22 protein-coding genes are annotated in these 26566 nt (G+C 38.1%); 13 read left to right on the top strand and 9 right to left on the bottom strand.

Translation table 11 applies throughout. The features are described 5' to 3' along the window. Window positions 1-7: 7 nt before the first annotated feature. The 5 genes from ABLB98_RS06285 (at window position 8) to ABLB98_RS06265 (ending at window position 4606) form a co-directional block, all read left to right on the top strand. Window positions 8-667 carry a hypothetical protein gene (locus ABLB98_RS06285; protein WP_087545902.1) on the top strand — a complete coding sequence of 220 codons (660 nt, stop codon included), beginning with the start codon at window positions 8-10 and terminating at the stop codon, window positions 665-667. Between the two features lie 242 nt (window positions 668-909). Then, the gene (rodA, locus tag ABLB98_RS06280) at window positions 910-2052 is read left to right on the top strand and encodes a rod shape-determining protein RodA (protein ID WP_005159663.1); all 1143 of its coding nucleotides are present in this window, start codon (window positions 910-912) and stop codon (window positions 2050-2052) included. A gap of 19 nt (window positions 2053-2071) precedes the next feature. Further along, on the top strand, window positions 2072-3073 hold the full coding sequence (gene mltB / locus ABLB98_RS06275; protein WP_178882796.1) for a lytic murein transglycosylase B: 1002 nt from the start codon (window positions 2072-2074) through the stop codon (window positions 3071-3073). A 287-nt stretch (window positions 3074-3360) separates the two neighbouring features. Next, entirely contained in the window at window positions 3361-3972 is a 612-nt protein-coding gene (locus ABLB98_RS06270) for a septal ring lytic transglycosylase RlpA family protein (protein ID WP_005159659.1), read from the top strand. Between the two features lie 181 nt (window positions 3973-4153). After that, window positions 4154-4606: a DUF962 domain-containing protein gene (locus ABLB98_RS06265; RefSeq protein WP_004662548.1), complete on the top strand. Its 453-nt coding sequence runs from the start codon at window positions 4154-4156 to the stop codon at window positions 4604-4606. 40 nt (window positions 4607-4646) lie between these two features. Here ABLB98_RS06265 and ABLB98_RS06260 read toward each other — a convergent pair whose 3' ends face one another. Both ABLB98_RS06260 and sthA read right to left on the bottom strand, forming a co-directional pair. Then, on the bottom strand, window positions 4647-5129 hold the full coding sequence (locus ABLB98_RS06260; RefSeq protein ID WP_348883238.1) for a DUF3465 domain-containing protein: 483 nt from the start codon (window positions 5127-5129) through the stop codon (window positions 4647-4649). 87 nt (window positions 5130-5216) lie between these two features. Further along, window positions 5217-6632, bottom strand: coding sequence for a Si-specific NAD(P)(+) transhydrogenase (gene sthA, locus ABLB98_RS06255; RefSeq protein ID WP_005159656.1), 1416 nt, complete (start codon window positions 6630-6632; stop codon window positions 5217-5219). 188 nt (window positions 6633-6820) lie between these two features. Here sthA and lipA point away from each other — a divergent pair, with 188 nt between their 5' ends. Further along, the gene (gene lipA / locus ABLB98_RS06250; protein ID WP_348883237.1) at window positions 6821-7834 is read left to right on the top strand and encodes a lipoyl synthase; all 1014 of its coding nucleotides are present in this window, start codon (window positions 6821-6823) and stop codon (window positions 7832-7834) included. 391 nt (window positions 7835-8225) lie between these two features. Beyond that, window positions 8226-9929 carry a DUF4394 domain-containing protein gene (locus tag ABLB98_RS06245; protein ID WP_348883236.1) on the top strand — a complete coding sequence of 568 codons (1704 nt, stop codon included), beginning with the start codon at window positions 8226-8228 and terminating at the stop codon, window positions 9927-9929. Window positions 9930-9987: 58 nt separating this feature from the next. Here the strand turns inward: ABLB98_RS06245 and ABLB98_RS06240 are convergent, their stop codons facing one another. Both ABLB98_RS06240 and hrpA read right to left on the bottom strand, forming a co-directional pair. Further along, complete coding sequence (locus ABLB98_RS06240; RefSeq protein WP_348883235.1) at window positions 9988-11094, bottom strand: beta-ketoacyl-ACP synthase III; 1107 nt, start codon at window positions 11092-11094, stop codon at window positions 9988-9990. A gap of 46 nt (window positions 11095-11140) precedes the next feature. Then, complete coding sequence (gene hrpA, locus ABLB98_RS06235) at window positions 11141-14995, bottom strand: ATP-dependent RNA helicase HrpA (protein ID WP_348883234.1); 3855 nt, start codon at window positions 14993-14995, stop codon at window positions 11141-11143. Window positions 14996-15470: 475 nt separating this feature from the next. On the opposite strand from hrpA, the gene ahpC reads away from it, so the two are divergent. Together ahpC and ABLB98_RS06225 are read left to right on the top strand one after the other, a co-directional pair. Then, a complete protein-coding gene (gene ahpC / locus ABLB98_RS06230) occupies window positions 15471-16034 on the top strand; it encodes an alkyl hydroperoxide reductase subunit C (protein WP_004662563.1) in 564 nt (187 codons plus the stop codon). A 253-nt stretch (window positions 16035-16287) separates the two neighbouring features. Next, entirely contained in the window at window positions 16288-16500 is a 213-nt protein-coding gene (locus tag ABLB98_RS06225; protein ID WP_005159645.1) for a KTSC domain-containing protein, read from the top strand. 47 nt (window positions 16501-16547) lie between these two features. On the opposite strand, the gene ABLB98_RS06220 is transcribed toward ABLB98_RS06225, so the two are convergent. Then, window positions 16548-17747 (bottom strand): alkane 1-monooxygenase, encoded by a 1200-nt coding sequence (locus tag ABLB98_RS06220; protein WP_348883233.1) that lies wholly within the window; start codon window positions 17745-17747, stop codon window positions 16548-16550. Between the two features lie 122 nt (window positions 17748-17869). Here ABLB98_RS06220 and ABLB98_RS06215 point away from each other — a divergent pair, with 122 nt between their 5' ends. Beyond that, window positions 17870-18919 carry a helix-turn-helix domain-containing protein gene (locus ABLB98_RS06215; RefSeq protein WP_348883232.1) on the top strand — a complete coding sequence of 350 codons (1050 nt, stop codon included), beginning with the start codon at window positions 17870-17872 and terminating at the stop codon, window positions 18917-18919. Here the strand turns inward: ABLB98_RS06215 and ABLB98_RS06210 are convergent. Continuing rightward, window positions 18896-19483, bottom strand: a complete 588-nt coding sequence (locus ABLB98_RS06210) for an O-methyltransferase (RefSeq protein WP_249571174.1) — start codon at window positions 19481-19483, stop codon at window positions 18896-18898. The genes ABLB98_RS06215 and ABLB98_RS06210 overlap by 24 nt on opposite strands. A gap of 38 nt (window positions 19484-19521) precedes the next feature. Continuing rightward, complete coding sequence (locus tag ABLB98_RS06205) at window positions 19522-19740, bottom strand: DUF1653 domain-containing protein (RefSeq protein WP_004662574.1); 219 nt, start codon at window positions 19738-19740, stop codon at window positions 19522-19524. A gap of 227 nt (window positions 19741-19967) precedes the next feature. On the opposite strand from ABLB98_RS06205, the gene ahpF reads away from it, so the two are divergent. Both ahpF and ABLB98_RS06195 read left to right on the top strand, forming a co-directional pair. After that, entirely contained in the window at window positions 19968-21533 is a 1566-nt protein-coding gene (gene ahpF / locus ABLB98_RS06200) for an alkyl hydroperoxide reductase subunit F (RefSeq protein ID WP_369028930.1), read from the top strand. 159 nt (window positions 21534-21692) lie between these two features. Further along, window positions 21693-22037: a hypothetical protein gene (locus tag ABLB98_RS06195; RefSeq protein ID WP_004966800.1), complete on the top strand. Its 345-nt coding sequence runs from the start codon at window positions 21693-21695 to the stop codon at window positions 22035-22037. Between the two features lie 52 nt (window positions 22038-22089). Here the strand turns inward: ABLB98_RS06195 and ABLB98_RS06190 are convergent, their stop codons facing one another. Continuing rightward, window positions 22090-22701: a glutathione binding-like protein gene (locus ABLB98_RS06190; protein ID WP_348883623.1), complete on the bottom strand. Its 612-nt coding sequence runs from the start codon at window positions 22699-22701 to the stop codon at window positions 22090-22092. 239 nt (window positions 22702-22940) lie between these two features. Then, window positions 22941-25403: an ExeM/NucH family extracellular endonuclease gene (locus ABLB98_RS06185; RefSeq protein WP_348883622.1), complete on the bottom strand. Its 2463-nt coding sequence runs from the start codon at window positions 25401-25403 to the stop codon at window positions 22941-22943. Between the two features lie 184 nt (window positions 25404-25587). Here ABLB98_RS06185 and trmB point away from each other — a divergent pair, with 184 nt between their 5' ends. After that, complete coding sequence (gene trmB, locus ABLB98_RS06180) at window positions 25588-26304, top strand: tRNA (guanosine(46)-N7)-methyltransferase TrmB (RefSeq protein ID WP_004662584.1); 717 nt, start codon at window positions 25588-25590, stop codon at window positions 26302-26304. Window positions 26305-26566 lie beyond the last annotated feature (262 nt).

Below are 26566 nucleotides of genomic sequence, written 5' to 3'. Positions count from 1 at the left end.
TGTTTCAATGACCAGTTATTTCGGTATTCTTCCATCAGCAGGTTTGAGTCAGGATATTCAACTTGCACAGGCTAGCCGTGACAGTAAAGAACCACAATACCCTTTACGTGACAAAATCTCTTTACAATTGACGGATGAATTACTAGACAACATGCTGATTAAGCTGGTTCAACAATTTCCGCCAAGTGATAAGCGTGACACTACCGAGAAGCTTGCAATCAAAATCCGTGGCATTGTTGAGACTTTACTTAAACAGTTATTAGGCAAGGCACCAAACGAGCAGGTTCTTGAATCGTTGTCGTTTATGGAAAAAAGCCTGTTTACTGACAATGAGGGTCAACAACGTCTTGGTACGGTTCTGCCTGATACGTTGGTCGCTGACATGAAGAAAAGCTTTGCAGAAGTCGCTGCTGGAAATGGCAAGGCACAACGTGATGCATTAACCCAGCAATTTAAAACTTTTGCTGATGCATTGATTCACCACTTCATGACCGAATTTAACAAAACGCTGGGTCTGGGCATGATGAAACGCGGTGTTGCGAGCGTTGCAACCAGTGGTGTCGAAACAGCCGTTCATATTGTGATCAACAAGCTCATCCCAGGTTTAAGCCAAGGTGAACTTGAAGTATTTGCAAAACATTTTGATCAGTTATTGGTTCAAAAGTAATTCGCCAAATGATGCAAAAGCGATGGTCATGGAACCATCGCTTTTTATTAGGTGCATGCAATATAACATTTAATATATAACATTGATTTATAATAATTATTTAATATAATTCATAGATAACAGATGATCATTCCAATTATAAACTGGATACTTATAGATCTCACATTTTCTAAATTTGCACGCTCTAAATCCGCATTTATGTTAGCATTCGCGAAGCCTTGATTTACCTGATTTAGAATCACATGTCCCCAAGCTCACAATACAAATTTTTACGTCAAGCACCTCGTGATGGCTTAAGTACAGCTGCACAGCCCTCTCGTTGGCAACAATTGCATATCGACCCTTGGCTTTGTTCTTTTTTGGTTTTAAATGCCTTACTTGGACTCACAGTATTATATAGTGCTTCTGCGCAAGATGTCGGACTAGTCAGTAAGCAAGCAATGAGCTTTGGGATTGGCTTTATTGTTATGTTTAGCTTGGCTCAAATCCCCCCAAAGGTATATCAGGCATTTTCACCTTATTTTTATGTGTTTGGTGTACTTTCCTTAGTGGCAGTCGTCATTTTTGGCGAAGTCCGTATGGGAGCACAACGTTGGATTGATATCCCTGGCTTCGGCAGTGTGCAACCCAGTGAATTTATGAAGATTGGTATGCCAATGATGATTGCTTGGTTTCTATCACGAAAAGCATTACCTCCGAGCCTTTCACAAGTTGTACTGTCATTGATGTTGATTGTCGTACCTTTTCTACTTATTGCAGAACAGCCTGACTTAGGTACATCACTATTGGTTCTGGCCAGTGGTATTTTCGTACTATTTTTAAGTGGTTTATCTTGGCGACTCATCGCTGCAGCAGCAGGTCTAGCCGCAATTATTATTCCAATTGCTTGGGAATTTTTACTACATGATTATCAACGTCAGCGTGTTCTTACATTATTAGATCCTGAGGCAGATGCTCTTGGCACAGGTTGGAACATTATTCAGTCTAAAACTGCGATTGGCTCAGGAGGATTCTCAGGTAAAGGGTTCTTAGAAGGCACCCAATCTCATCTACATTTCTTACCTGAAGGCCATACCGACTTTATTATTGCCGCTTATTCTGAAGAATTTGGCTTAATTGGCGTCACACTACTTATTATTCTTTATTGTGCAATTATCTTTAGAACATTCCAAATTGGATTGCAGAGCTTCCATAACTATGGTCGCTTGGTCGCAGGCGCATTTGGTTTGTCATTTTTTGTTTATGTATTTGTAAATGCAGGTATGGTCAGTGGTATTTTACCCGTAGTTGGTGTGCCTTTACCCTTCATGAGTTATGGTGGGACGGCAATTATTACCCTGATGTCTACTTTTGGACTGGTGATGTCTATTCATACACATCGATAATGAGGAATTTTATAAACATATGTTTCTTCCTAATTTAAATAAAACTTTTAAATTGCTTGGTTTGAGTGCCAGTTTATTTGTCAGCAGTAATTGGGCTCAAGCAAATGAATTTTATACACATCCGAATTACTTTGCTTTTAAGCAGAAAGCAATGTCAACTTATAATTTAACGAGTGAACAAATTGATGCAGCCATGAGTGGCGCTAAAGATTTACCTAATATTCTCAATATCATGACTCGCCCAGGCGAAAGTAAACCTTGGTATGAATATCGTTCAATGTTTCTTGTTGATGGCACTATTCAACGCGGGGCAAACTTTAAAAATCAATATCAAGATGCGTTGAATCGTGCTGAACAGCAGTTTGGCGTACCTAAAACAGTCATTCTGGGCATTTTAGGTGTAGAAACAGGTTATGGTGCGAATAAGGGCTCTTTCGTCACTAGAGATGCGCTTGCGACACTCGCTTTCGGTTATCCTCGTCGAGCAGACTATTTTAGTGATGAATTAGCTGCCTTGATCGCTTGGACGTACAAAGAAGGTTATCCAACAAATAGTATCGTTGGTTCATATGCAGGTGCTATTGGTTATCCGCAATTCATGCCAAGCAATATTCAAAAGTTGGGCGTAGATTATGATGGAAATGGTCACATTGATTTAAGAAATTCAGCAACAGATGCTATTGGCTCTATTGCTAACTATTTAGCTCAACATGGTTGGCAGCGCGATCGACCAATTGGGTTTCCAGCCCGTTACTTAGGCAACAACCCAGATAGTATTATTTCCAAGGATTTAACCCAACCTATTCCCTATGGAGAATTGAAAAGACTAGGGGTTTCCCCTGTTGACCCTTTGGTAAAAATTGATGATTTAGACTTAGTCAATGTCATTCAATTACAAGACCAATTTGGTCCAATTTACTATATTACTTATCCAAATTTCCAAGTGATTACGACTTATAATAAAAGTCGTATGTATGCAACAGCAGTATGGTTATTGGGCACCGAAGTAGCTAGTCGATAGACTAGCTTTTTTATAACATCCCGAAAAGTCAATAAAAAAATTAAGCAAAAAGATCACATATTCAGCAAAAAATATATTTTGTTACAATATTGATTATTTATTAACCACAAACTGTAAGTTTTTGCCCTTTTTGTAACTATTTATCGTTAAAGACTAGACACACTTCGTAAGCGATGAATATTATCCACTCAAGTAAAGTAATTGCAAAAGTGAATAATTAGACATGTGCACTATGTTTCAAAGTTGTTTTTTGAAATAGAAAAGCATGTTCTCTAGGAGTTTATACAATGCAGTTTTCGCTAAAATATATTCTAGCGCTGACGGCAGGCTTAAGTTTAAGCCCGTTACATGCGGAAATGGTACAATCGACATCAATGAATAATGATGTGGATGGTTCTAATTTAGCTGCCCGCGTACTAAGCAAAGATTCTCAAAATTTTAATTCGCGTTTTTCAAACGTTAATAGTCTTTCAATCACTGAGCGTTCAGGTGACCAAATCCGTCGCCAAACGATTGCTGCAAAAATCGATATTCCTGAAGACGAGCCTTCAGTGATTGAAAAACTGAATACTGTTGCTTCGAACACAGTTCGTAAATTCAGCCAAAGTGGCGTTGCATCTTGGTATGGACGTCAGTTTCATGGTCGTAAAACAGCAAGCGGTGAAACATTCGATATGAATGGATTAACTGCAGCTCACCGTAGCCTTCCTTTAAACTGTTATATCCGTGTAACAAATAAAGACAACGGCAAGAGTGTTGTAGTAAAAGTAAATGATCGTGGTCCATTCCATGGTAACCGAGTACTAGATTTATCTTATGGTGCTGCAAAGCAACTTGGTATGTCTGGTTCTGGTACTAGTAATGTGAGCATCGAACGAGTTGATGGGCCAAGTTCTTAATAACTTAGTTTTACACTCTCCAAAAAAAGCCACCTAGTGTGGCTTTTTTTATTATGAGACAAAAGAATTTAGAAATTACAGTTATTCTTTGGAGCAACATCAAATCCGCGAATGATTTTGACCCTTTTTATTTAATTCGTTATATTGAGCAAATAAAAATGAATACAGTAAAGGAACTAACATGAAGTCAATTGATACGTGGTTTGATGAGTATAGTGACAGCCATCAAAATCAAACCAATAAAAAAATTCATTGGGTTTGTGTCCCAGCTATTCTTTTTTCAATTATTGGTATTTTGGCTCATTTTAGCACCCTACTCACCGCTTTGCTTCTTGTACTCACTTTAGTATTTTATGCTCGCTTAGATATTGTTTTGGCTGTTGCAATGGCTGCACTGTTAGCCGTTATGGCATGGCTCATTATTATTTTACCTGTAGGCGTAGGATTCTATATTGGTGTCTTTGTGATAGCTTGGATTGGCCAATTTTATGGTCACAAAGTTGAAGGGAAAAAGCCTTCTTTCTTTAAAGACTTACAATTCCTCCTCATTGGCCCTGTATGGTGCATGGACGCTTATTTAGCTAAAGTCCTACCTAAATGGAAATCTCGTCAGAAATTAGCGCTTACAAGCTGATTGAGAACATGCAAATAGAATGAGTGATAAAAGGAAAATATCATTGATATATTTTCCCTTTATATTTTAACCATCCGTCAATATGTTTTCTTTGTGGATCATGATGGGTCCAATGAATCACACCGCCTTTTGGGTTATATTCATATTCACCAAAAAACTCAAGCTGATCACCTTTTTTAAGCCCGTCTATTCTTGGGGCTAAATCAATATTATGTGCAATCAAAACCGTTAAACCATTCTCAAGTTTAAGAATAATTTTCTGATGTTTTGAACCTTGATTGTCATCTGGTAAAACTGCTTTCACAATACCCTGCGCTTGAACTTGAATATTGCTTCTTTGCTGTTGATAAGCCTGCATGATCTTGTTTTGATCATCGACAGAAATATTAGTATCAGAAACTGAAGTTTGTGTGGTGCTGCTAGTAATTCTAGTATTTTGCTTTTCTTTAAAATCGAAACTCAAATAAGCTGCAAGCAACAAAATGATTACTACAAGAAGTAGATTATTTATTTTAGTTTTCATCGCAAATTTCCTAACTAAATCCAGATAACAAAATGCCAATCAAGTTGATTGGCATTTTGTTGCTTATCGAACTAAATCCATCGCCATTTAAAACAAACGATTCATACCATTCAAAGCTGCTACACGATATGCTTCTGCCATCGTTGGATAGTTGAATGTCGTTTCAACGAAGTACTTCAACGTATTGTTTGGACTATGCATCACCACTTGCCCAATGTGAATAATCTCTGCCGCATTATTACCAAAGCAGTGAATACCTAGTACTTCTAAAGTATCGCGATGGAACAAGATTTTTAATTCACCGACAGTATCACCCGTAATTTGGGCACGAGCTAGATGACGGAATGAAGCCTGACCTACTTCATAAGGTACTTTTTCTTCAGTTAATTGCTGCTCGTTCTTACCAATTGAAGAAATTTCTGGGATTGTATAAATACCTGTTGGTACATCTTTAATTGGCTTAACATTTTTCTCACCAACCATATTTGCACCTGCACAACGCCCTTGGTCATAAGCAGCCGATGCAAGTGATGGCCAACCAATAACATCCCCTGCAGCATAGATGTTATCAACTTCAGTTTGGTATTGATCATTGACCATCAGCTGACCACGGTTATTCGGTGTTAGACCGACATTTTCCAAACCAAGACCATCTGTATTACCAGAACGACCGTTGCACCATAAAATTGCATCAGCTTTAATCTTCTTACCGCTCAGCAAATGTAAAACCACATGATCATCAAAGGTTTCTAAGCGGTCAATTTGCTCATTATGTCGAATCAATACGCCTTGTTCACGTAAGTGATATGACAATGCATCTGCGATTTCATCATCAAGGTAGCTTAAAAGCTTTTGTTGAGTATTGATCAAATCAACTTTATGGTCTAAACCAATGAAAATCGAGGCATATTCGCAACCGATCACACCAGCACCATAAATAATGATTTTTTGAATTGAATAATCCAAATCAAGAATTTTATCTGAATCAAATACACGCGGATGATTAAAATCTAAACCTTGTGGTTGATAAGGACGACTACCTGTTGCAATCACGATTTGCTTACAAATGATCGTATCCTTGATTCCGTCCTGACCAAAAATCAAAACCGTATTTTTATCTTGGATATAAGCACGTCCATGAAACACATCAATTTTGTTGCGATCATAGAAACGTGTATGCGTATCAACTTGCTGTTGAATTACCTTATGTGCATTACGTAGCACTTGTTTCATGGTGAATTGTTTCCACTCACCGACCTTCTGAAACATTGGGTCACGTTGATATCGAATAATACTTGATACTGTTTGACGTAATGCTTTACTCGGAATTGTTCCTACGTGAGCACAATTACCACCAAGTTGATCACGTATATCAACGATCGCTACACGTCTACCTGCTTTAGCTAGCTTCATTGCCGCGCCTTCACCAGCTGGGCCAGAACCGAGAATGACTGCATCAAATTTTACAACATTCCCACCAACGACCTCTTTCTTACGTGGCATTCAAAGCTCCTTTGTCTCTTCGCTGTTTACTTCATATATGATAACTAATATGCTATGGCTTGATGTATTTCTCAACCATATATTTTTATATATTCACATTTTCAAAATGAATACCTAATTCATCCTATAAACCCATAAATTTGACTATAATAATCGAATATCTCAAGCAATAGGTTGTAGAAAATAATATGTCTGAACACCGTAAACCTGAACAGGGCATAAAACTTCGTGGCGCAGAAAAAGTCGCAAGAATTCCTGTAAAAGTTATACCTACGGTTGAAGTGCCTCGTAAACCAGACTGGATTCGCGTCAAAATGACTGCACCTGAAGAGGTTCAGCGTATAAAAACAACTCTACGTTCGCAAAAACTCCATACTGTTTGTGAAGAAGCTGCCTGCCCTAACCTCCCTGAGTGTTTTGGTGGTGGCACTGCTACTTTTATGATCATGGGTGATATTTGTACTCGCCGTTGCCCGTTTTGTGACGTGGCGCATGGTCGACCAAATGCATTAGACCCTGATGAACCACGCCACATGGCTGAAACCATTTCTAACTTAGGTCTTAAGTATGCAGTGATTACTTCTGTAGACCGTGATGATCTATTAGATGGTGGTGCTCAACACTTTGTGGATTGTATTAAAGAAGCTCGCGCACTCAGTCCAAAAACTTTATTAGAAATTTTAGTTCCAGATTTCCGTGGGCGTATGGATATTGCCTTACGCATCATGACCGAATGTCCACCCGATGTTTTCAATCATAATATCGAGACTGTTCCTCGCTTATACAAAGCAATGCGTCCAGGTTCTGACTATCAACATTCTTTAAATCTTTTAAAAATGTTTAAAGAATACTGTCCTGACGTACCAACGAAATGTGGTTTGATGGTTGGGATTGGTGAAACAGAAGAGGAAGTGATTGCTTTACTCGATGATCTTCGTGCGCACGACGTAGATTACGTGACTATTGGTCAATATCTACAACCTTCTAAACAGCATGCACCGATTGATCGTTTTGTTACACCAGAAGAGTTTGAGCGTTATGCTGAACATGGTCGTAAATTAGGTTTTAGAAATATTTGGTCAGCGCCGATGGTTCGTTCGAGCTATTTCGCAGATCGTCAATATCACGGCGAATCTGTTCCAGCAGTACGACGTAAAGTCGATCATGCAAAAAAAATCACAGTACAAACTGTCGAAGCGTAAGCAATAAATATATCGAAATCGAGAGAGTTTTAAAATTCTCTCGATTTTTTATTTTTGAGTTTTAAAGATTATATTTTTTCATAACAATTACTTTAATAATTTAGAGTTTCTTAGCTGCCGTGAAGTTGGTGTGAATAATTACAACTCAAAACTCAAATACGAAAAAATCACTTAAAAACACTAGTTTACTTTCAAGCTTGCCCCACTTAATCTAACAAAAGTAAATATAAGATTTTTAAATTATTCATTTAAAAATAAAAGTCGAAATCTTTTTCTAAGGCTAGCCCCCCCATTACAGCAATCCAATAACAAGAAGCTCAGAGTTAATAAATAACAGGGAATCCTTCTCAAAAGCTTCTTATAACCAAAATATGTATCAGGATAAACGACTATGAATAAACGAGCATTAACTTTGACTGCAGCAACTCTGGGTAGCCTAATATTATTGGGTTGTAATAATGATTCTAACAACGATACAGAAACTACAAATACTAATACAGGTGACACATTAATCTTAACAAACAACGGTATGATCAGTTCAATTGATCGAATGATGCCAAATAAAATCGTGTCAAATCTTAAAATTACAGGTCTACAAACAGATGATGAACTCGTTGGAATCGATTATCGCCCGAAAGATGGAAAACTTTATGCGGTGGGATTATTAGGTAATATTTATACTTTAAATCCTGCAACTGGTTCAGCCACTTTTATAAAAAAATTAATGGCTGACCCTACTGATACGACTGACGGAAATGCCCCTTTTAGTAAAATTATGGGTGATGCCGATTTAATTACAGTTAACTTCAACCCAGTCGCAGATCGTCTACGAGTCATGAGCAACACAGGACAGAACTTACGAATAAATGTTGATACTGGCGCAACGATTACTGATGGCGCTATCAATTTGACAGAAAGCAACCCTACCATTGTCGCTGGTGCATATACCAATGCATTTGCAGGAACTGGATCAACCAAACTCTATAGTATTGATCAAAATAGTGATCGAATTTATATCCAAAATGCGAATGCTGGAACATTGGGTGTTTCAGCTGCGTTGGGAGCAGATATAAACATTAATGGCGGTGGTGGATTTGACATCGATCCTGTGAGTAACGTCGGCTTCGCAGCGCTAAAACTCAATACTGGTGGTTATAAATTCTTTCAACTTAATCTAGCAAATGTAGGAACAAGCAATTATGCCATTTTTGCATCTGGTGACCTAAATAGTAACTTTAATAGTATGGGAATTCGCGGTATCGCATTAAAAAGAGCAAGTGATGCCACCGCTCAAGCTTATGGATTGACAGCCAATAATAAATTATTGAACTTTGCTTTAAATAATCCAAATGCGGTGATGGAAAAAACCATCACAGGTTTACTCGTTGATGAGAAATTTATTGGAATTGATTACAGACTCAGAACCACTATGACCAATTCTGGAAAACTTTATGGTCTTACCAATAAAGCAAACTTGTATACTATAAATACAGATACAGGAATGGCTAACCTGATTACCTCACTCAAACCTGCGACGGGTAGTAGTTTCACAACATTAGATGGAACAAGTTTCGCAGTTGATTTCAACCCTACAGCAGATCGACTCCGCGTAATCAGCAATAATGGACAGAACTTAAGAATTAACGTCGATACTGGCGATACTATAAAAGATGGTGATATTAACGGAATTGCTGATGCTAAAGTCACTGCAGCAGCATATACCAATAGTTTTGCTACACCAATTTCAACGCTTGCTACTGAACTATTTGATCTTGATCAAACAGGCAAAACTCTCACTAAACAGAATCCACCAAACGCAGGCACATTAAACCTGATCGGTAATTTAGGAGTCAACTTAGGTATAGATAATGGCTTTGATATTGCTGGTGGTGATAATGGTTTAGCTTTAGCAGCAGTCTCAGGTGCTTCTGGACCTTCTGTGTTATATCGCATAGATCTAAATAGTGACACGACTATTACAACTCCAAGAGCACGTTTAGCTATCAGTGTAGATGGAACACCAAATCTAGCAGCTTCAACTATTGGTGGTAACACGACTCCACAAGTCATCGACCTAGCGATCTTACTTAAATAAGCTGAAATCAAAAAAAAACCGCATCATTGATGCGGTTTTTTATTTTTGCCTATAAACTTTAAGCAATATGTTTTTGTACGATAATCGAACCAACCGAATATCCTGCACCAAATGAAGAGATCACAGCATATTCGCCATTATTGACTTGCTCACCTGTACGATGCATCGCAATAATTACGCCCGCAGAAGAAGTGTTAGCAAACTCATCCAAAATAATTGGTGCTCGATCTAAATCAGCATCTTTACCAACAACCAATTTTAAAATTAACTCATTCATATTGGCATTGGCTTGATGCAACCAGAAACGCTTCACTTGTTCAGGAGTTAATTCAAGTTTTTCTAACTGTGCAGTAATAATTTTTGCAACCAATGGGCAAACTTCTTTAAAAACTTTACGACCATCTTGGCGGAACAATTTGTCATCAACCACAGCATCTTCACTGCGGTTTAAGAAACCAAAGTTATTACGAATGTTATTTGAGAATTGAGTAAATAAATGAATATCTAGGATTTCATAGCCTGATTTAGTTTCAGTCTCTTCGATAATTGAAGCCGTTGCAACATCACCGAAAATGAAATGTGCATCACGGGTACGGTAGTCTAAATGACCTGAGGTAATTTCAACATTGAGTAATAATACACGGCGTGCGCCACATTTCACTGCATCATAGGCTTGCTTCAAACCAAATGTTGCAGCAGAACAAGCCACATTCATGTCATAAGCATAACCTTGGATACCCAAAGCTGACTGAATTTCAATTGCAACCGCTGGGTAGGCACGTTGCATATTTGAACAAGCTAAGATCACAACATCGATGTCTTCTGCGGTTACACCTGCATTTTCCATCGCTTGTTTTGCAGCAATGACGCCCCACTCCGCTTGAAGTGAAAGTTCATCATTACTACGCTCTTGTAAACGTGGACGTAAGCGTTTTGGGTCAAGAATACCAGATTTTTCGACCACATAACGGCGTTGGATACCAGAAGCTTTTTCAATAAATTCTGGGCTTGAACCACGCAATGCTTCGATCTCACCTGCTGCAATTTTGTCAGCATTTTCTTGATTAAATTGTTCTACATAAGCATTTAAACTTTCAACCAACTCTTCATTAGAAATAGATTCGGTTGGGTGAAATAACCCTGTACCTGTTATACGAATGCCCATGTAAAACTCCTGTAAAGAATGCTTCTAACTTTCATTATTGCTCAGTTTAACCGATTGCTAATCGATCCCATAGTTTTTGCAATCTAGTTGGTGAAATTGGCATCTTTGTTTTCATCGGTTGAGAAAACAAGGAAATTCTAAGTTCTTCCAACATCAAATACAATTCTTTGATTTTAGGATCATTTTTAAATTTAAATACTTTGTCCATCCATGGATCAACATCGTCAATTGCAGCGAGGTCACGTTGTAGATTATTTGGCAAACGATCCAAACGCAATAGCAATGCTTTTAAAAACCGTGGGTATTCCTGCCAAATCTCAACAGGTTTACTGTAGACAAAGTTCGCCAACGACATTAAATCAAGTTGGTCTTCTATGTCATCCACACTTCGACCAAAGATATCCTGATCTAAAACCAATAACTCGCGACGAATTTGCTGCCATTGAGTAAAAATCTCAGTAATATCAATTAAAACTTTTTGACCATCTGCCAAGAATTGCTTTTTTACATCAGCCATTAGCTGATTAAATTCCGCTGTATCTTTAGGCAAGGTTTTTATTGAAACTTGTAAGGTTGCATAAACCAGCATTTGCTCCAACTTCGCCCGATCACCTAAAGGCGAATATGCCAAAGCTAATGGTTTGGAAATCTGTTTTTTCAATTGACGAATTAAATCCCCCAATTGCATGTGTAAAAGACGAATCACGCCTTCACGATGTTGCTTAATTGCTTCATCCTGATCATTAAAGGTTTGAATCACCACACCCGACTCATCTTTAACATCAAGTTCAGCAAAAACTTTACTTGGAACCAAAGCCTGATATTGCTTTACGACCACTCCCGTGACTTTATGAGACGCTTCAAATACAAAATTTTCAGGAAAAGTCTGGAACTCACCCTTTTGCTGCTTCACAGGACGATGAGTTTCGACACGACAACGCGCTTTGAGTTCGTCTAAATCACGTCCTTGCGCAATGAGTTTACCTTTTTCATCCACAACTTTAATAAAAGGTACAAGATATTGATCAATTCGTTCAAAAGAAAAATCTTTTTCAGTAATTTGCTCCCCACGCAGAGCGAAAGCCAAGTAACTAAACAGATGTTCACGCAAATGTACTGCATCGACACCTTGCATCAGTTTTTTCGCAGTATCTGGAATCGGGACTAAATTACGACGTTTGTCTTTAGGCAACGCCTTGAGCAAAGCCTCGATTAAATCCTGACGCCATCCAGGAATCCCCCATGACCATTGTTTTTCATCTACTTGTGGCAAAGCCTGCACAGGAATTTTAACCGTTGCACCATCTTCATCATGGCTTGGATCAAAACGATAGCTCGCAGCTAAACGCAATTGTCCATTATGTAAATAATCTGGGAATTGCTGTGTGGTTGGCCGATCATTCATCCATAACGCATCGTCTTCTACAAAAAGATAACGCGGATGATCTGGCTCTACTGTTGCACGCCAATCTTCAAAACTACGGCGGCTAGCAATTTCCTCTGGCACTTTTTCAGCATAAAATTGATAAATAGTTTCTTCATCGACCACCAAATCACGACGACGCAATTTATCTTCAACTCGCTCAACTTCTTCAAGTTTAAGTAAGTTGTGTTTTAAAAATGGCGGTGTAATACCCAAATTACCAGTCGTTAAGGCATCCCGTAAAAAAATTTCATGTGCCGCGGCTTGATCAACTTTCTCAAAATTCACCATACGTTTTGGTTCAATAATTAAACCAAACAATGAAATTTGCGCATAGGCATTCACAATGCCTGCTTTTTTCGACCAATGTGGTTCGAAATAGTGATATTTCAATAGCTCACGTGCAGCTAATAAAATCCATTCAGGATCAATTTTTGCTAAAGTTCGTAAATACACTTGAGAAGTTTCCACCATCTCAAATGCCATCACCCAAGCAGTATTGGTCTTATGCAGTGTACTGGCAGGAAATACTTTGGCTTTCTGCTGACGTACCGCCATAAAGGTATTACGTTCATCGGTTTTATTGGCGATGAATGACAGTAAACCTGTTAATAATGCTCGATGTAAATTTTCGTAATTGGCTGCCTTTTCATTAAAGCTCAGCTTTAATCCTTCAGCCAATTCAACTAATTGTTGATGGGTTTGCTTCCATTCCCTTAAACGCAACCAACTTAAAAAATGTTGACGTGCAAATTGACGGCGCTTGTTTTCAGACTGTGTATCAGGACTGGTTTGCAGCGTATTCCAAAGTTTTAAATAGAATAAAAAGTCTGAATCTGCTTCTTTGAATAAAGCATGCTTCTGATCAGCCTGCATTTGTTTATCGGCAGGTCGTTCTCGTGGATCTTGAATCGCCAAGGCACTGACAATAATTAAAGTTTCTTTCAGCACACCAAAATGAGCGCCACCAATCAGCATACGAGCTAATCGTGGATCAATCGGCATGCGTGCCATCATTTGACCGACTTTAGTTAAATCATTCTTACGTTCGCTTAATGCACCTAACTCAATCAAAAGCTTGCGTCCATCATTCACCAAACGGAAATCAGGCGGCTCAATAAAGTCAAAATCTTCTAAACTACCTAAACCAAGACTTTGCATTTGTAAAATTACAGAAGCCAAGTTCGTCCGTTTGATCTCTGGTTCGGTAAACTCAGGACGACTTAAAAAATCTTCTTCACTGTATAGACGAATACACACACCCGCAGCAATACGACCACAACGACCTTTACGCTGATTGGCTGCTGCCTGTGAAATTGCTTCAATCGGTAAGCGCTGTACACGTGAACGGTAGTTATAGCGTGAAATACGAGCAAAACCGCTATCAATCACATACCGAATATTAGGAACGGTTAATGCTGTTTCAGCAACGTTGGTTGCAATAATGATACGGCGACCTTTGCCGCTTGGACTGAAAATCTTTTGCTGCTCGGCGAGTGCCAAACGTGCATATAAAGGCAACACTTCAGTATGCCGAGGACCATATTTTTGCAGCGTTTCCTGTAATTCACGGATTTCTTGCTCTGTACTGGCAAAAATCAAGATATCAGCATGTTCTGGATGTCCTTTACTCTCAGCATCAGCAAAACACTCTTCGACCGCTTGTACAACAGCACGTGGTAAGTTCTCTTCAAAATCATCAAACTCATCATCATCACTACCAATAATACTGAGTTCCGAAATTGGACGATAACGTACTTCAACAGGGAAGCTACGCCCTTCTACTTCAAAAATCGGTGCATCATTAAAGTATTGGCTAAAACGATTTACATCTAAAGTCGCCGACGTCACGATTACTTTTAAATCAGGACGCTTTGGTAATAACTGTTTGAGATAACCCATGATGAAATCGATATTCAGTGAACGCTCATGGGCTTCATCGATAATGATGGTGTCGTATTTTGAAAGGAAGCGGTCGTTCGTCAGCTCAGCCAACAAAATACCATCCGTCATCAAACGCACGATAGAATCTTGCGATCCCTGCTCATTAAAACGGATTTTAAAACCAATCGCCTCACCCAGTTTCTGCCCAACTTCTTCTGCAATACGTTGCGAGACACTGCGAGCAGCTAAACGTCGCGGCTGAGTATGCCCAATCATCCCAGTGAGACCACGACCAGCAAGCATAGCAATTTGTGGTAGCTGTGTGGTTTTACCCGAACCCGTTTCACCCGCCACAATAACCACTTGATGCTTTTGTATTGCGGCAATCAAACGATCTGCATACTGAGTAACAGGTAAATCTTGATTGAGTTTAATTTGGGGAATACGCGCTAAGCGTTGTTTGACTTTGTCATTTGACTGTTGAAAAAGTTTTTCGATTTCTGCTGTTTCTGTTTTTTTATCTTTGCGCAGTCGATTTAAACGGTGACGGTCACGTGCCATAACCCATTGATCTACATTTAAATGACTCTGCACTGAACAGCTTTCCTAGAAAATAAACTAATCAGCTATTTTACGCCTTAAAGCGTTGCTATGCAAAGCAACCACATTTAGTTCTTTTCAAAAACATGCACTATTCAATTGATACACAGGGGTACTTTTGCATTTTCTTATTTTTAAACCAAGCAAAACATAGGTAAAAATCTAAGTATATATCTTGGTTTTCTCTATGTTTTTTAGATTTTTTCAATTTTACCCTTGAATTTTAATACTATCGACTGCATGTTGTTATGCAAGTTAGTTTTAGGTATTCGTCATATTTACTTCATCTTATTGGAGTCAAATAGGCTTATATCTAAGGGTGAAAATCGTTTTATATTGATTCATTCAATTTTCCGATTTTAGTCATGTAAAAATACTATTTCCCCAATAACTAAAAATTATTTATTCTTAACCTCGTAAACAAATAAGGCATTAGCCTCTCAATAAAACCTCAATCATGGAGACAATGATGAGCTTAATTAATACTGAAGTTAAACCATTTAAAGCTGATGCATTCCGTAACGGTGAATTCATTCAAGTCACTGATGCTGATCTTAAAGGCAAATGGTCTGTTCTTATTTTTATGCCTGCTGCATTTACTTTCAACTGTCCTACTGAAGTTGAAGATGCTGCTGAAAACTACGAAGAATTCAAAAAAGCTGGTGCAGAAGTTTATATCGTAACAACTGATACTCATTTCTCTCACAAAGTATGGCACGAAACTTCTCCTGCTGTAGGTAAAGCTCAATTCCCATTAGTTGGCGATCCTACACATCAATTAACACGTGCTTTTGATGTGCATATCGAAGAAGCTGGTTTAGCTTTACGTGGTACGTTCATCATCAACCCAGAAGGCGTAATTAAAACTGCTGAAATTCATGACAATGCAATTGCACGTGATGTTTCAGAAACTTTACGTAAGCTTAAAGCTGCTCAATTCGTAGCAAGCCACCCAGGCGAAGTTTGCCCAGCTAAATGGAAAGAAGGTGAAGCGACTCTTGCTCCATCAATCGACCTCGTTGGTAAAATCTAATTTTTAGATTTAACAATGTTGAAAAGAAACCACTCTAAAAAGAGTGGTTTCTTTTTATTTGTCATTTGCTCACTTTTTGCGATACATCGATCTCGATTTAATAGTAAATTTTTTACAATTCTTATACTTATAAATTTATAACGAAATTCACTTATCAATTGTCAGCCTGCTTTACATGGAGTAATGTCAAATTATGAAACATAAAGAGTTTTTCGTATGTACTAAATGATCAAACTAAAATGGGGGAAAATATATGGAAAAAACTGTTGTTGTAACCTTTTGGAAATATGATATTTCTTCACGCTACTTAAAAATTTTTTACAGCAATGGCACAGCCGAGCTTTATCATCCTGTTCCAGAATTTATCTATGACAATTTGCTACGCACAACTGATAAGACTGCTTTTGTCCATAAATACCTTGAGTTTGATCTGCATTTTAAACGACTTTATCTTTTAGCCTCATAAATAAAAAAACCAGCCTAGATTAAGGTTGGTTTTTTTATTTAAATTTATTAAGCAGCTTCGACTTCAACTTGTTCAGCATACTTCTCTAATATTTTTTCTTTTGCGTCTGGATGAATATTAATTTTCTCCATATTGCCTTTGTAATGCTCTACTACTCGATCATCCATAATTTTTGACCACCATGAAGGAATAAAGGCTGGTAAAATCATCGCTCCATAGCCCGCTGGTAACTGTGGTGCATTTTCAAAATGACGTAGCGTTTGGAAGCTACGTGTTGGATTTGCATGATGATCTGAGTGACGCTGTAATTGATACAAGAACAAGTTAGTCACTACATTGTTATTGTTCCAACTATGCTCAGGTAAAGTACGCTCATATTGACTATTGGCTTTCTTTTCACGTTTTAAACCATAATGCTCAATATAATTTACTGATTCAAACAAAGTAATTGCATAGGCAGCCTGTGTCACTTGGAACGGTACTGAACGCACTCCAAATTTGCTAAACATAGCAGCATGGTACACGGCAGACATCGCCCAACCATGAATCAATTCATTCTCTTTACAGAAGAATGGCAATTTTTTACGCTCTAAACGATTTTTCTCAATTTCGATCGCAGATTTGAAACTACCAATCACTGTACGCGGTAAAAATTTCCAGAAAGTTTCACCAAGTCGAGATGATGCTGGATCTTCTGGCGTTGCAACACGGCGGTGATGACCATATGGATGCTCAATACGGAAGTGATTATAGCCCGATGGAGCTAATGCCAAATGTGATAAATAATGTTCGAGACGACCACTTTTATGACTCAATTCATGCGCCGTATTGATGGCAATACCATTCACCATCCCCACCAACGTACCCAATAACGCTTGATCTGCAAGTGATGTACCTTTACGACTTGCCAAATAAGTGCCGTAAATATTGGTCGCATATTGCAATGGAATAAAAAGTTTAACAATTCGAGAATAATATGGATCAGCTTCTAAATCTGCAATCGCATCAAGTGGTGGATTTTCTGTGTCCTCACCAATTAACTTATCCAATGCAGGAATAACACCATGAATAAATAATGGGCCAAAAGAGGCAAAGAATTTTTTGGTTTTTTTCGGCCCAAATTGATAACCCGCTAAACCACTCATTGCAATAGTCGGTACTGCCAAACCCAATAACCACAAATGACGTTTTTTATCTTTAAAAGTTGTTGTTGCTTGCTCTACATCCAGTTGAGTATGCATATTCATTAGAAATTCCTCAATCAAACACAAAATGTTTTGCTTGAATTGATTGTGTTCTTTTGCAGTCACTCTATATTATCATTTTAAGACTTGATATTATCATTTTAAGACTTTGGTGGTTTTTTATTGTGCAAAAACAGCAAATCCCTGTTATTCCGTCTCGTTATTACTTGCGGTTGATCGAAATTCTGATTGGTACTCATCAATATGATAATGAGGTATTAAACGCATTTCATAACGAACTTTCTAAAACTGAGCTTTTAACAATTCAACAAATTGAACAATTTATTGCACTTGGCCTGAGCCTACCTAATACAGAAGATTTGGCTTTTGAACTCGGTAAAAATCTAAAACTCAGTTCGCATAGTTTGGTTGGATATGCATTAATGACCAGTCCAAATTTAGAACATGCATTGAGATTAATCGCACAATATTTTCGGCTAATTATGCCAAGCTTTAAGCTATCGATTCAATTTCCAACTAATCAACATAAAGTTGAGTTATTACTTGAACCAATCTTACAAATGAATAAGCAATGTTTAGCATTTCATATTGAAGCAATCGCGGTTGGCTTTTACTACAGCCTGCTGGAACTGGCTGGACAGCAACTACAACGTTATCAGGTTTATCTAAGCATTCCTGAACCTGTGTATCAGGAACGTTATCTACATTTAGTCAAAGCCAGCTTTTATTTTAACTATACGTGGATGTCTGGCATCCGTGTCGTGATTGATCAACAACAGTTGGCACTTTCCTTACCTTTGGCGGATGCTCATAGCCTAAAAGTGGTTGAACAACGTTGTCAGGAACAGATTCAAAAAATTTACCATCAGGGCGAAATTGTTGAATGGGTCAGCATGATGCTAAGACAAGCCAATCAAGTGCCGACCTTAACCGAATGCGCTAAAGTTCTAAATATTTCTACCAAAACCCTGCAACGCTATTTACAGCAACAAGGAGTTGAATTTCATGCCTTAAAACAGCAGATCAGCATTGAACGCGCTATCGACCTTCTACAAAATTCAACCTTTACCATCACCCATATTGCCTATGAATTGGGTTATTCCAACCCTGCAAACTTCACCCGCGCATTTAACAAAGTATTAGGTTGTAGTCCCCAGAGCTATCGCTCAAAACATCAAGATCAAACGCATCTACTTCAAGACAACCAGACATAAACCTGCACCTACAGGTAAAATAGTACTCATATAATTTTCGTCCGCTTTAATCAACTCAAGAAAATCTTTGACCTCAGCAGCATGCGAAATCACATTATCAACGATCAATGTATTACCCGAGAACTGCAATAGACGTTTTAAATCATTCCAGTAACTCACATAGCAGCCACGTTCCGCATCTAATAAAATTAGATCATAGGATTCAGTTGCTTGTGCCAAATAATCTGAGGCATCGCCGACCCAAAAATCAATAAAACGCTCTAATCCAAATTCTTCAGCATATTTCTTGGCTTGAGCACTTCGGAAAGCATTGATCTCTAGGGTTTGAACTTTACCTCCGACCGATTTTGCAGCCTCAGCCAACCATAAGGTTGAATATCCCGTCGATGTTCCAATTTCTAAAATCTGCTTTGATTGCTGAGTACGTACTAACATCCCAAGTAACTTAGCAGATTCTGCTTCAATATTTCGGTAACGTTTTAAACGATCAGACTGCCGAGCATCATGTTGCTTAAGTTCATCATATAAATCAGCAATACGTTGTAAAAAAACGGCGCTCGTCATGTCTTGTCTCCGTAATGCTCAAAAGCAAAAGTTCAAATTTAAGTCGCTTGTATTAATTTAAAACGTGGAATAACTTGCCCATCTTCAAGTTCAACTGTTTCAACAAACATCGATAATGGACGCACCCACATTGAATAATCACCATATAAACATTGATATACAACAAGTTGTTCCTCAGTTTCACTATGTCTAGCAACATTAAATACCTGATAAATTTGACCCTTGTAGTGTTGATAAATACCACGTTGTAATACCATTTGCTGCTTCCTTATATACGTCATGAAATAATTGCAGTTATATAACAAGTTTGAATATATTCAAATTTTTAGGTATAAAAATCTTCAAAATGTTTATTTTATCTTAAATTCAAAAATCCGATCAAACCCATAAAAACATACTGTTTTACCTATTTATTAGTTTTGCGTACTATAGCTTCATCGAATGAATTTAGCTGATTTGAACTGCTTAGAATTTGGAGAAATACATGTTAGATCAAAATATTAAAACTCAATTAAAAGCTTACTTAGAACGTTTAGAAAGTCCAATCGAGTTAGTTGCGGCTTTAGATGAATCAGACAAAGCTGCAAAAATCAAAGAACTCGTGACTGAAATTGCAGAACTTTCTGACCAAGTTACGGCGCGTTTTGACGGTTCAAACGCTCGCCGTCCGAGTTTCGGTGTAGCTAAAGCAGGTGAACAACCACGTGTGTTCTTTGCTGGTTTACCGATGGGACATGAGTTTACCTCTTTGATCTTGGCTTTATTACAAGTATCAGGTTACGCACCTAAAGTATCTGATGAAGTCTTGAACCAGATCAAAGGCTTAAATTTAAAAGCAAACTTTGATGTGTTTGTTTCATTGAGCTGCCATAACTGTCCAGATGTGGTTCAAGCACTCAACTTGATTGCAATCTATAACCCGAATACAACGGCGACCATGATTGATGGTGGTTTCTTCCAAGAAGAAGTTGAAGAACGCAAAATCTTAGCTGTACCGATGGTGTTTCAAGACAATGAACATATTGGACAAGGTCGTATGACTTTGGAAGAAATCGTGGCGAAGCTAGATACCAACTCAGCTGAAAAAGATGCCGCAGCACTCAATGCCAAAGATGCTTTTGATGTATTGGTGATTGGTGGTGGCCCTGCAGGTGGTACAGCAGCGATTTATGCAGCACGTAAGGGTATCAAAACAGGTATCGTGGCTGAACGCTTTGGTGGTCAGGTCATGGATACTATGGACATTGAAAACTTCACCACGGTTCAAAAAACTGTAGGTCCGAAGTTCGCTCAAGATATGGAAGCCCATGTACGTGAGTACGGTGTGGATATCATGAATTTACAACGTGTCAGCAAGATCACAGGTGCAGATCAGACCGCCAATGGTTTGGTTGAAGTTGAATTGGAAAATGGGGCTAAGCTTGAATCGAAAACCATTATTCTTTCAACAGGCGCACGTTGGAGAGAAATGAATGTACCGGGTGAAGCAGAATACCGTACCCGTGGTGTGGCGTACTGCCCACACTGTGATGGCCCATTATTCAAAGGCAAACGTGTCGCGGTGATTGGTGGTGGTAACTCAGGTGTAGAAGCAGCGATTGACCTTGCAGGAATTGTTGAGCATGTAACATTGGTTGAGTTTGATACCAAGCTTCGTGCAGATCAAGTGTTGCAAGACAAATTAAACAGCTTACCGAATACCACTGTGATCTTAAATGCGCTCAGTACTGAAGTGGTCGGAGATGGTGCTCAAGTGACGGCGTTGAAATACAAAGATCGCGCGACTGATGTTGAGCATACGGTAGAACTTGCAGGAATCTTTGTGCAGATTGGTTTATTACCAAACACAGATTTCTTGAAGAACAGTGCGGTTGAACTCAGCAATCGTGGTGAGATTGTGATCAATGATCGTAATGAAACCAATGTCAAAGGTGTATTTGCTGCGGGTGACTGTACCACCGTGCCTTACAAGCAAATTATCATTGCGACAGGTGAAGGTGCCAAAGCGTCTCTATCCGCTTTTGATTATATGATTCGCTCTGGTGTTTAAAATAATCTAAAAACATGTACACGCATTTACATTTAAAAAATGTAAGTGCGTGTTTTTACAAGTTATCAACAAATTTGTAACTTTCTTATTCACTCGCTTTGTGTTTATATTTTCGATATCCATACTTGTTGGATGCCACAACGAAAAGGAAATATGAAAATGAATAAATTACTTGTTGCGTTAGGTCTAGCTGCTACTGTTGCTCTTGTAGGCTGTAATAAAGATAAAGCACCTGAAACTGGTGCAACAACGGGTGAACATTTAGAAAACGCTGCTGAACAAGCTGGCGCTGATGTGAAAGATGCTGCTGATGCTGCAACAACCAATGTAGCTACAGCGGTTGATACTGCTGCTGATCAAATCGACGCTGCTGCTGATCATACTGCTCATGCAACTGCTGAAGCTGCTGCTAAAACTGAAGCTGCTGCACGTGATGCGACTGCCAATGTTGCTGGTGCTGTAGAATCAGGTGCTGCGAACGTTAAAGAAAAAGCTCAACAATAATTTGTTGATAATAAAAAAGCCTCTGTATAGAGGCTTTTTTATTTGTAGATTTTTAATTAAACAAACCTTCATCACGCATTGCAATTTGTACAGACTGACGTTCAGCTACTTTATTACGAAGCGCGATAATATTGGTATAAGGCGTTAAATCATGCTCAATATGATTTGACCAGTTTGTCAGTACAAATAAATACGCATCTGCTGGACCAAAATTATCATCAACTAAATAATCATATTCTGATTCTGCTAAATAATTGTCGATATATTTCAGTAAACGATCTACTTCAGCATATGCTTTGATTTTTTCATCATCAGTTAACTTACCACTAAAGAAAACTGCATAAGCATCATGTAACTCAGAATTTAAATAACCTAACCATTCAAGGACTTTGGCACGCCCCATGCCCGATGGTGGGATTAAATCCTGTTTAGGATCGTGTTGTGCCAGAAACGGTAAAATTGCAACGTTCTCTGTTAAGATTAAACCAGGATTAATCTCTAAAGCTGGAACATAACCTTTTGGGTTAATTTCATAATAATCTACCCCTTTCGAGGTTTTATGTGTTTTTAGATCAACTCGTTCTAAATCAAAATCTACATTTATTTCATTTAAAATAATATGTGCTGCCAATGAGCAAGCACCAGGTGAATAATACAACTTCATAATTGATCCTTGTTATCTAACTCTTATGTTCTAAAATGCTTTACGTTAATTTGCAAAATGTGTTTCCACAAATTTGTCAAAAAAAGTAAAAAATACTGAATGATCTGACTATTAGTGAAATTACATGATTTTGCAAGTAGTCTTATGTCAACTTTTTATTATCATCGTATATATCCTGCTCAAATAGATCATTTTTTTGAGGAGAATAGATTACTTCTATCCTCCTCTTTTTGCATAGATCACACTTTATCTTTTCTTGAGCGCTTGGAAAAACTTGCAAGACCCAAAAGACCCAAGATCGATAACCATCCAAAACTCCCCGATGAAGTATTTGACGGTGAAGGTTTATTCTCGGCATCACTCATATCAAGATCAACAATTACAGGATCATGATCTGAAGAGCGATAAGCATCTTCTGAGAAAAATAATGCTTTTTGTGCATCGGTTTTATATTCTTCGTTGTAATCTAAGACTGTTGGTTCATCTGCATTGATATGCCAAGTAAATGCTTTTTTTACTTTACTATATAAATTTGCATCTGCAATTGCGTGATCTAAATTGCCTGCGCCGCCATAGCCTTCCGCATTACTTGATACACCAAATACATAGCTATAAGCCTGCTCACCTTGCCCTACAACTTTGTCATTTAATAGAACTTTGTAATTTGCCTTTTCAAACACCTGAATCGGATCTTCTTTAGCATAACTATTCATATCCCCTAAAACTAAGATGTTTGGCTTTTCTACCTGAGTTGGATTTTTTGCCATCCATTGAACGAGTTGTTCAACAGCTTTCACACGTGTCGGGTTCCAACAACCTTGCCCATCTTTTTGATCAGCGTCTGTTGTATTCGTATCAACACCTGTACATCCTTTAGATTTCAAGTGATTAGGAATAATCGTGAACATTTGCTTTCCAGAAATCGGTTGGAAAGTTTGCGCAATCGTCGATCTATTCTTATCACCTAAATCAAGTACAACTGGCTTGTTCACAGGTTTTACACGTTTGCTGTTATAAATAATGGCAACAGCAATCACATCTGTTCCTAAACGATCCTGATTTTCAGGAACTACATATTTCCAATCAGCGCCTAAAGCTTGGGTTAAATATGCGATTGCACTATTTTTATCATAGCCATTGTTTGTAATTTCCATCAAACCGTATACATCGGCATCAATTGCTTTTAAAGCTTTAATAATTTTCAGATGCTGTTTATCAAATTCAGATTGACTAGATGCACCACGCTCAGTAGGAAATCCTGTTTTGCCATTGTCGTAATTTAAGACATTAAATGCTGCTGCACGAATCAACTGCGTATCTTTAGTGGCGACATTTGGTCTTGACGGGGTTTTAGTGACTAATTCTGGGAGACTACGCCCCTGAATAGGCTGAATGCGCCAACCATTAAAACGATATTCTAAAATCCCTTCAATGTTCTTAAGTTGATCACCAGAGCGCAAACTATTTGTTGCACTAAAGCTCTGCGGCAACCAAGGCGTTCTGTTTTGATTGTTATAACCATCATCTAAAATAATCTTCGATAATAAGTTTTTCTGTGCTAATACTTTTGCCTCGGCAGATAAAGGTGGATATAAGTTTGTTGGAATAAATAATCGCTCCTTACTCAGTGACAGCTCACCAAAGCGACCATAGTTATAATTTTCACTGATGGTTAAAGTTTGTGGTAGTTTTACCAACATCCCTTGATAAAGTTGCGGTGAATTTGCAGTTAATTCAGTCAAACTATTAAACGGTAAATCAACACTTTTTGGCTGTATCTGATTTGCCATATTGCTATTACAAGTCAAAATATCTTGCTGTAACTGATCAATCTGTAATTGGTTTTGATACGCAATCAAACGTCCTCGTAAGATCACTTCATCCCCAACTTGCCCGCCTTTAACAGAGCTACTTGCTGGAATATAAACAAAAATTGCATTACTCACGTTTGGTTTAGCTTTGCTATCAACAGTTTGAATATAGAAACCAGAGAAACCATTTTCATAACGATAATCAGCAGTGATCACACCACGGAGCGTATAGTTTTGCCCTTGAGTTGATTTATTATTTAAATCTGCAATCGGGGTTTCCGTACTTGAGCAACTTACTATTTCAGTAATAGGAGGTGTTGTTGAGCCTGTTAGATTTGAAAAATCATTCCGATCCTTCCATGCACGCCAAGAATTATCAAGATCAAATATAGTTTTAGGATCAACCTCAGTGACAGGATTTACCGTTTGCAAGCGAGTAAAACTATTCGCTTTACTGATTGTTGTTGTGCCCCAGCCACCAGAAGCTGGTTGCTCACCCAATCTTCCAAAACGATCTACCACTTTGCCTTTATAAACTAATAAAATGGCATCATCGCCATTAAACGAAAGTGCAGCGACTTGATTGACCTTATCCCCTAACTCAGTTTGTAAGGCAGTATGCCCAACTAAAAAGCGCCCCTTACTCGCAAGGTTTCCGACTAAAGGATAGACAAATGGCTTAGATGTACCACCATTATTAAACTGTTGAATCTCATAATCAGCTAAATTAACGGCTGATTGATCTGGATTATAAATTTCTAATCCTTTTTTATTATTACTACCATCAATATATTGGCTAAACATCAACTGGGCATGTGCCACAGAAAATACCGAAGAAGCCCCCAATAAGCCTAAACAAATTGCAATCGAATGGAATTTAAAATTTTTCATAAATTTTTACTTAATGTTTAAATCGACATTAGGCTATTCAATCTCTGTGACAAAAACATGAAGATTTTTTTACAAGTTTTTGATCGTTTGGAAAAACAAATGATCAAATAAAATCATTTAAAGATTTGACTTGACCTGATGAACACTTAAAATACGGCATTTCTATATTTATATCTCCAGAATCATGTCAAACGATCAGTTAGAAACGCAAATTACGGAACTCGACAATTTGCCTGAGCACCGTGAAATTGTGACGTTTATGCGTCGTTCAGCTCCGCTTAATACATCACAACGGACTGCTTTAGAAGATTATCGTGATTTAATTTTGGAATACCCCGTTGGTGATTTACGTCAACACTTTGAACATCCTGAACGACCTTTAACTGTTGAAATTGGCTTTGGTATGGGGCGTTCTTTGGTACTCATGGCAAAAGCCAATCCAGAACGTAATTTTGTCGGAATCGAAGTACATGTACCAGGAATTGCACAATGCGTGTATGAAGCTGGTATGGCTGGCTTGAAGAATTTATTTGTACTTGATGCAGATGCGATTCAAGTATTACGTGAAATGCCTGACAACAGCATTAACTGTGTGCAACTGTACTTCCCAGATCCATGGCAGAAGAAGCGCCACTTTAAACGACGCTTTGTGATTCATGAACGTATGCAACTGGTTGAACAGAAGTTAGAGCTTGGAGGTACCTTCCATGCTGCTACTGATTGGGAGCCATACGCAGAATGGATGCTTGATATTTTAGATAATCGTCCAGACATGGAAAATTTAGCAGGTAAAGGTAATAGCTACCCTCGCCCTGAATGGCGTCCAGTAACCAAATTTGAGCGTCGTGGACTTGAATCTGGTCACAAGATCAATGACTTTATTTTTAAAAAAATTAAGTAGTGACTCTTAAAATTTCAAATACCAATAGCATTAAATATTATTTATTTAATGCTATTTATCTCTTATTGGCTTACTCATATTCATTTTTTAATTCTTAAAAGAACAAAAAACTGAATGCTCTCTGGTGTCCATAGACGATAAAAACTATATCTCTCAAACCGTTATTATCGAACTGACTTTATAGAATCAAATCTGATCAAACCTAAGTTCTTCTATTTACATGATCTATAAATATTTTTTACTCATATTTAGCTAAAATAAG

It is taken from the genome of Acinetobacter yuyunsongii (genome assembly GCF_041021915.1).
Lineage (GTDB): Bacteria > Pseudomonadota > Gammaproteobacteria > Pseudomonadales > Moraxellaceae > Acinetobacter.
The sequence above is the reverse complement of the archived record's forward strand: the minus strand, read 5'-3'. Positions and strand labels throughout refer to the sequence as shown.

What these genes read in the sequence shown, in the direction of transcription:
- trmB (WP_004662584.1), top strand. Translation starts at nt 25,588, where the DNA reads ATGTCAAACGATCAGTTAGAAACGCAAATTACGGAACTCGACAATTTG.
- ABLB98_RS06210 (WP_249571174.1), bottom strand. Translation starts at nt 19,483, where the DNA reads ATGACGAGCGCCGTTTTTTTACAACGTATTGCTGATTTATATGATGAA.
- sthA (WP_005159656.1), bottom strand. Translation starts at nt 6,632, where the DNA reads ATGCCACGTAAGAAAGAGGTCGTTGGTGGGAATGTTGTAAAATTTGAT.
- ABLB98_RS06225 (WP_005159645.1), top strand. Translation starts at nt 16,288, where the DNA reads ATGGAAAAAACTGTTGTTGTAACCTTTTGGAAATATGATATTTCTTCA.
- mltB (WP_178882796.1), top strand. Translation starts at nt 2,072, where the DNA reads ATGTTTCTTCCTAATTTAAATAAAACTTTTAAATTGCTTGGTTTGAGT.
- ABLB98_RS06285 (WP_087545902.1), top strand. Translation starts at nt 8, where the DNA reads ATGACCAGTTATTTCGGTATTCTTCCATCAGCAGGTTTGAGTCAGGAT.
- ABLB98_RS06220 (WP_348883233.1), bottom strand. Translation starts at nt 17,747, where the DNA reads ATGAATATGCATACTCAACTGGATGTAGAGCAAGCAACAACAACTTTT.
- ABLB98_RS06245 (WP_348883236.1), top strand. Translation starts at nt 8,226, where the DNA reads ATGAATAAACGAGCATTAACTTTGACTGCAGCAACTCTGGGTAGCCTA.
- ahpC (WP_004662563.1), top strand. Translation starts at nt 15,471, where the DNA reads ATGAGCTTAATTAATACTGAAGTTAAACCATTTAAAGCTGATGCATTC.
- ABLB98_RS06240 (WP_348883235.1), bottom strand. Translation starts at nt 11,094, where the DNA reads ATGGGCATTCGTATAACAGGTACAGGGTTATTTCACCCAACCGAATCT.
- ABLB98_RS06195 (WP_004966800.1), top strand. Translation starts at nt 21,693, where the DNA reads ATGAATAAATTACTTGTTGCGTTAGGTCTAGCTGCTACTGTTGCTCTT.
- ABLB98_RS06270 (WP_005159659.1), top strand. Translation starts at nt 3,361, where the DNA reads ATGCAGTTTTCGCTAAAATATATTCTAGCGCTGACGGCAGGCTTAAGT.
- ABLB98_RS06265 (WP_004662548.1), top strand. Translation starts at nt 4,154, where the DNA reads ATGAAGTCAATTGATACGTGGTTTGATGAGTATAGTGACAGCCATCAA.
- lipA (WP_348883237.1), top strand. Translation starts at nt 6,821, where the DNA reads ATGTCTGAACACCGTAAACCTGAACAGGGCATAAAACTTCGTGGCGCA.
- ABLB98_RS06190 (WP_348883623.1), bottom strand. Translation starts at nt 22,701, where the DNA reads ATGAAGTTGTATTATTCACCTGGTGCTTGCTCATTGGCAGCACATATT.
- ABLB98_RS06185 (WP_348883622.1), bottom strand. Translation starts at nt 25,403, where the DNA reads ATGAAAAATTTTAAATTCCATTCGATTGCAATTTGTTTAGGCTTATTG.
- ABLB98_RS06260 (WP_348883238.1), bottom strand. Translation starts at nt 5,129, where the DNA reads ATGAAAACTAAAATAAATAATCTACTTCTTGTAGTAATCATTTTGTTG.
- ABLB98_RS06205 (WP_004662574.1), bottom strand. Translation starts at nt 19,740, where the DNA reads ATGGTATTACAACGTGGTATTTATCAACACTACAAGGGTCAAATTTAT.
- rodA (WP_005159663.1), top strand. Translation starts at nt 910, where the DNA reads ATGTCCCCAAGCTCACAATACAAATTTTTACGTCAAGCACCTCGTGAT.
- ahpF (WP_369028930.1), top strand. Translation starts at nt 19,968, where the DNA reads ATGTTAGATCAAAATATTAAAACTCAATTAAAAGCTTACTTAGAACGT.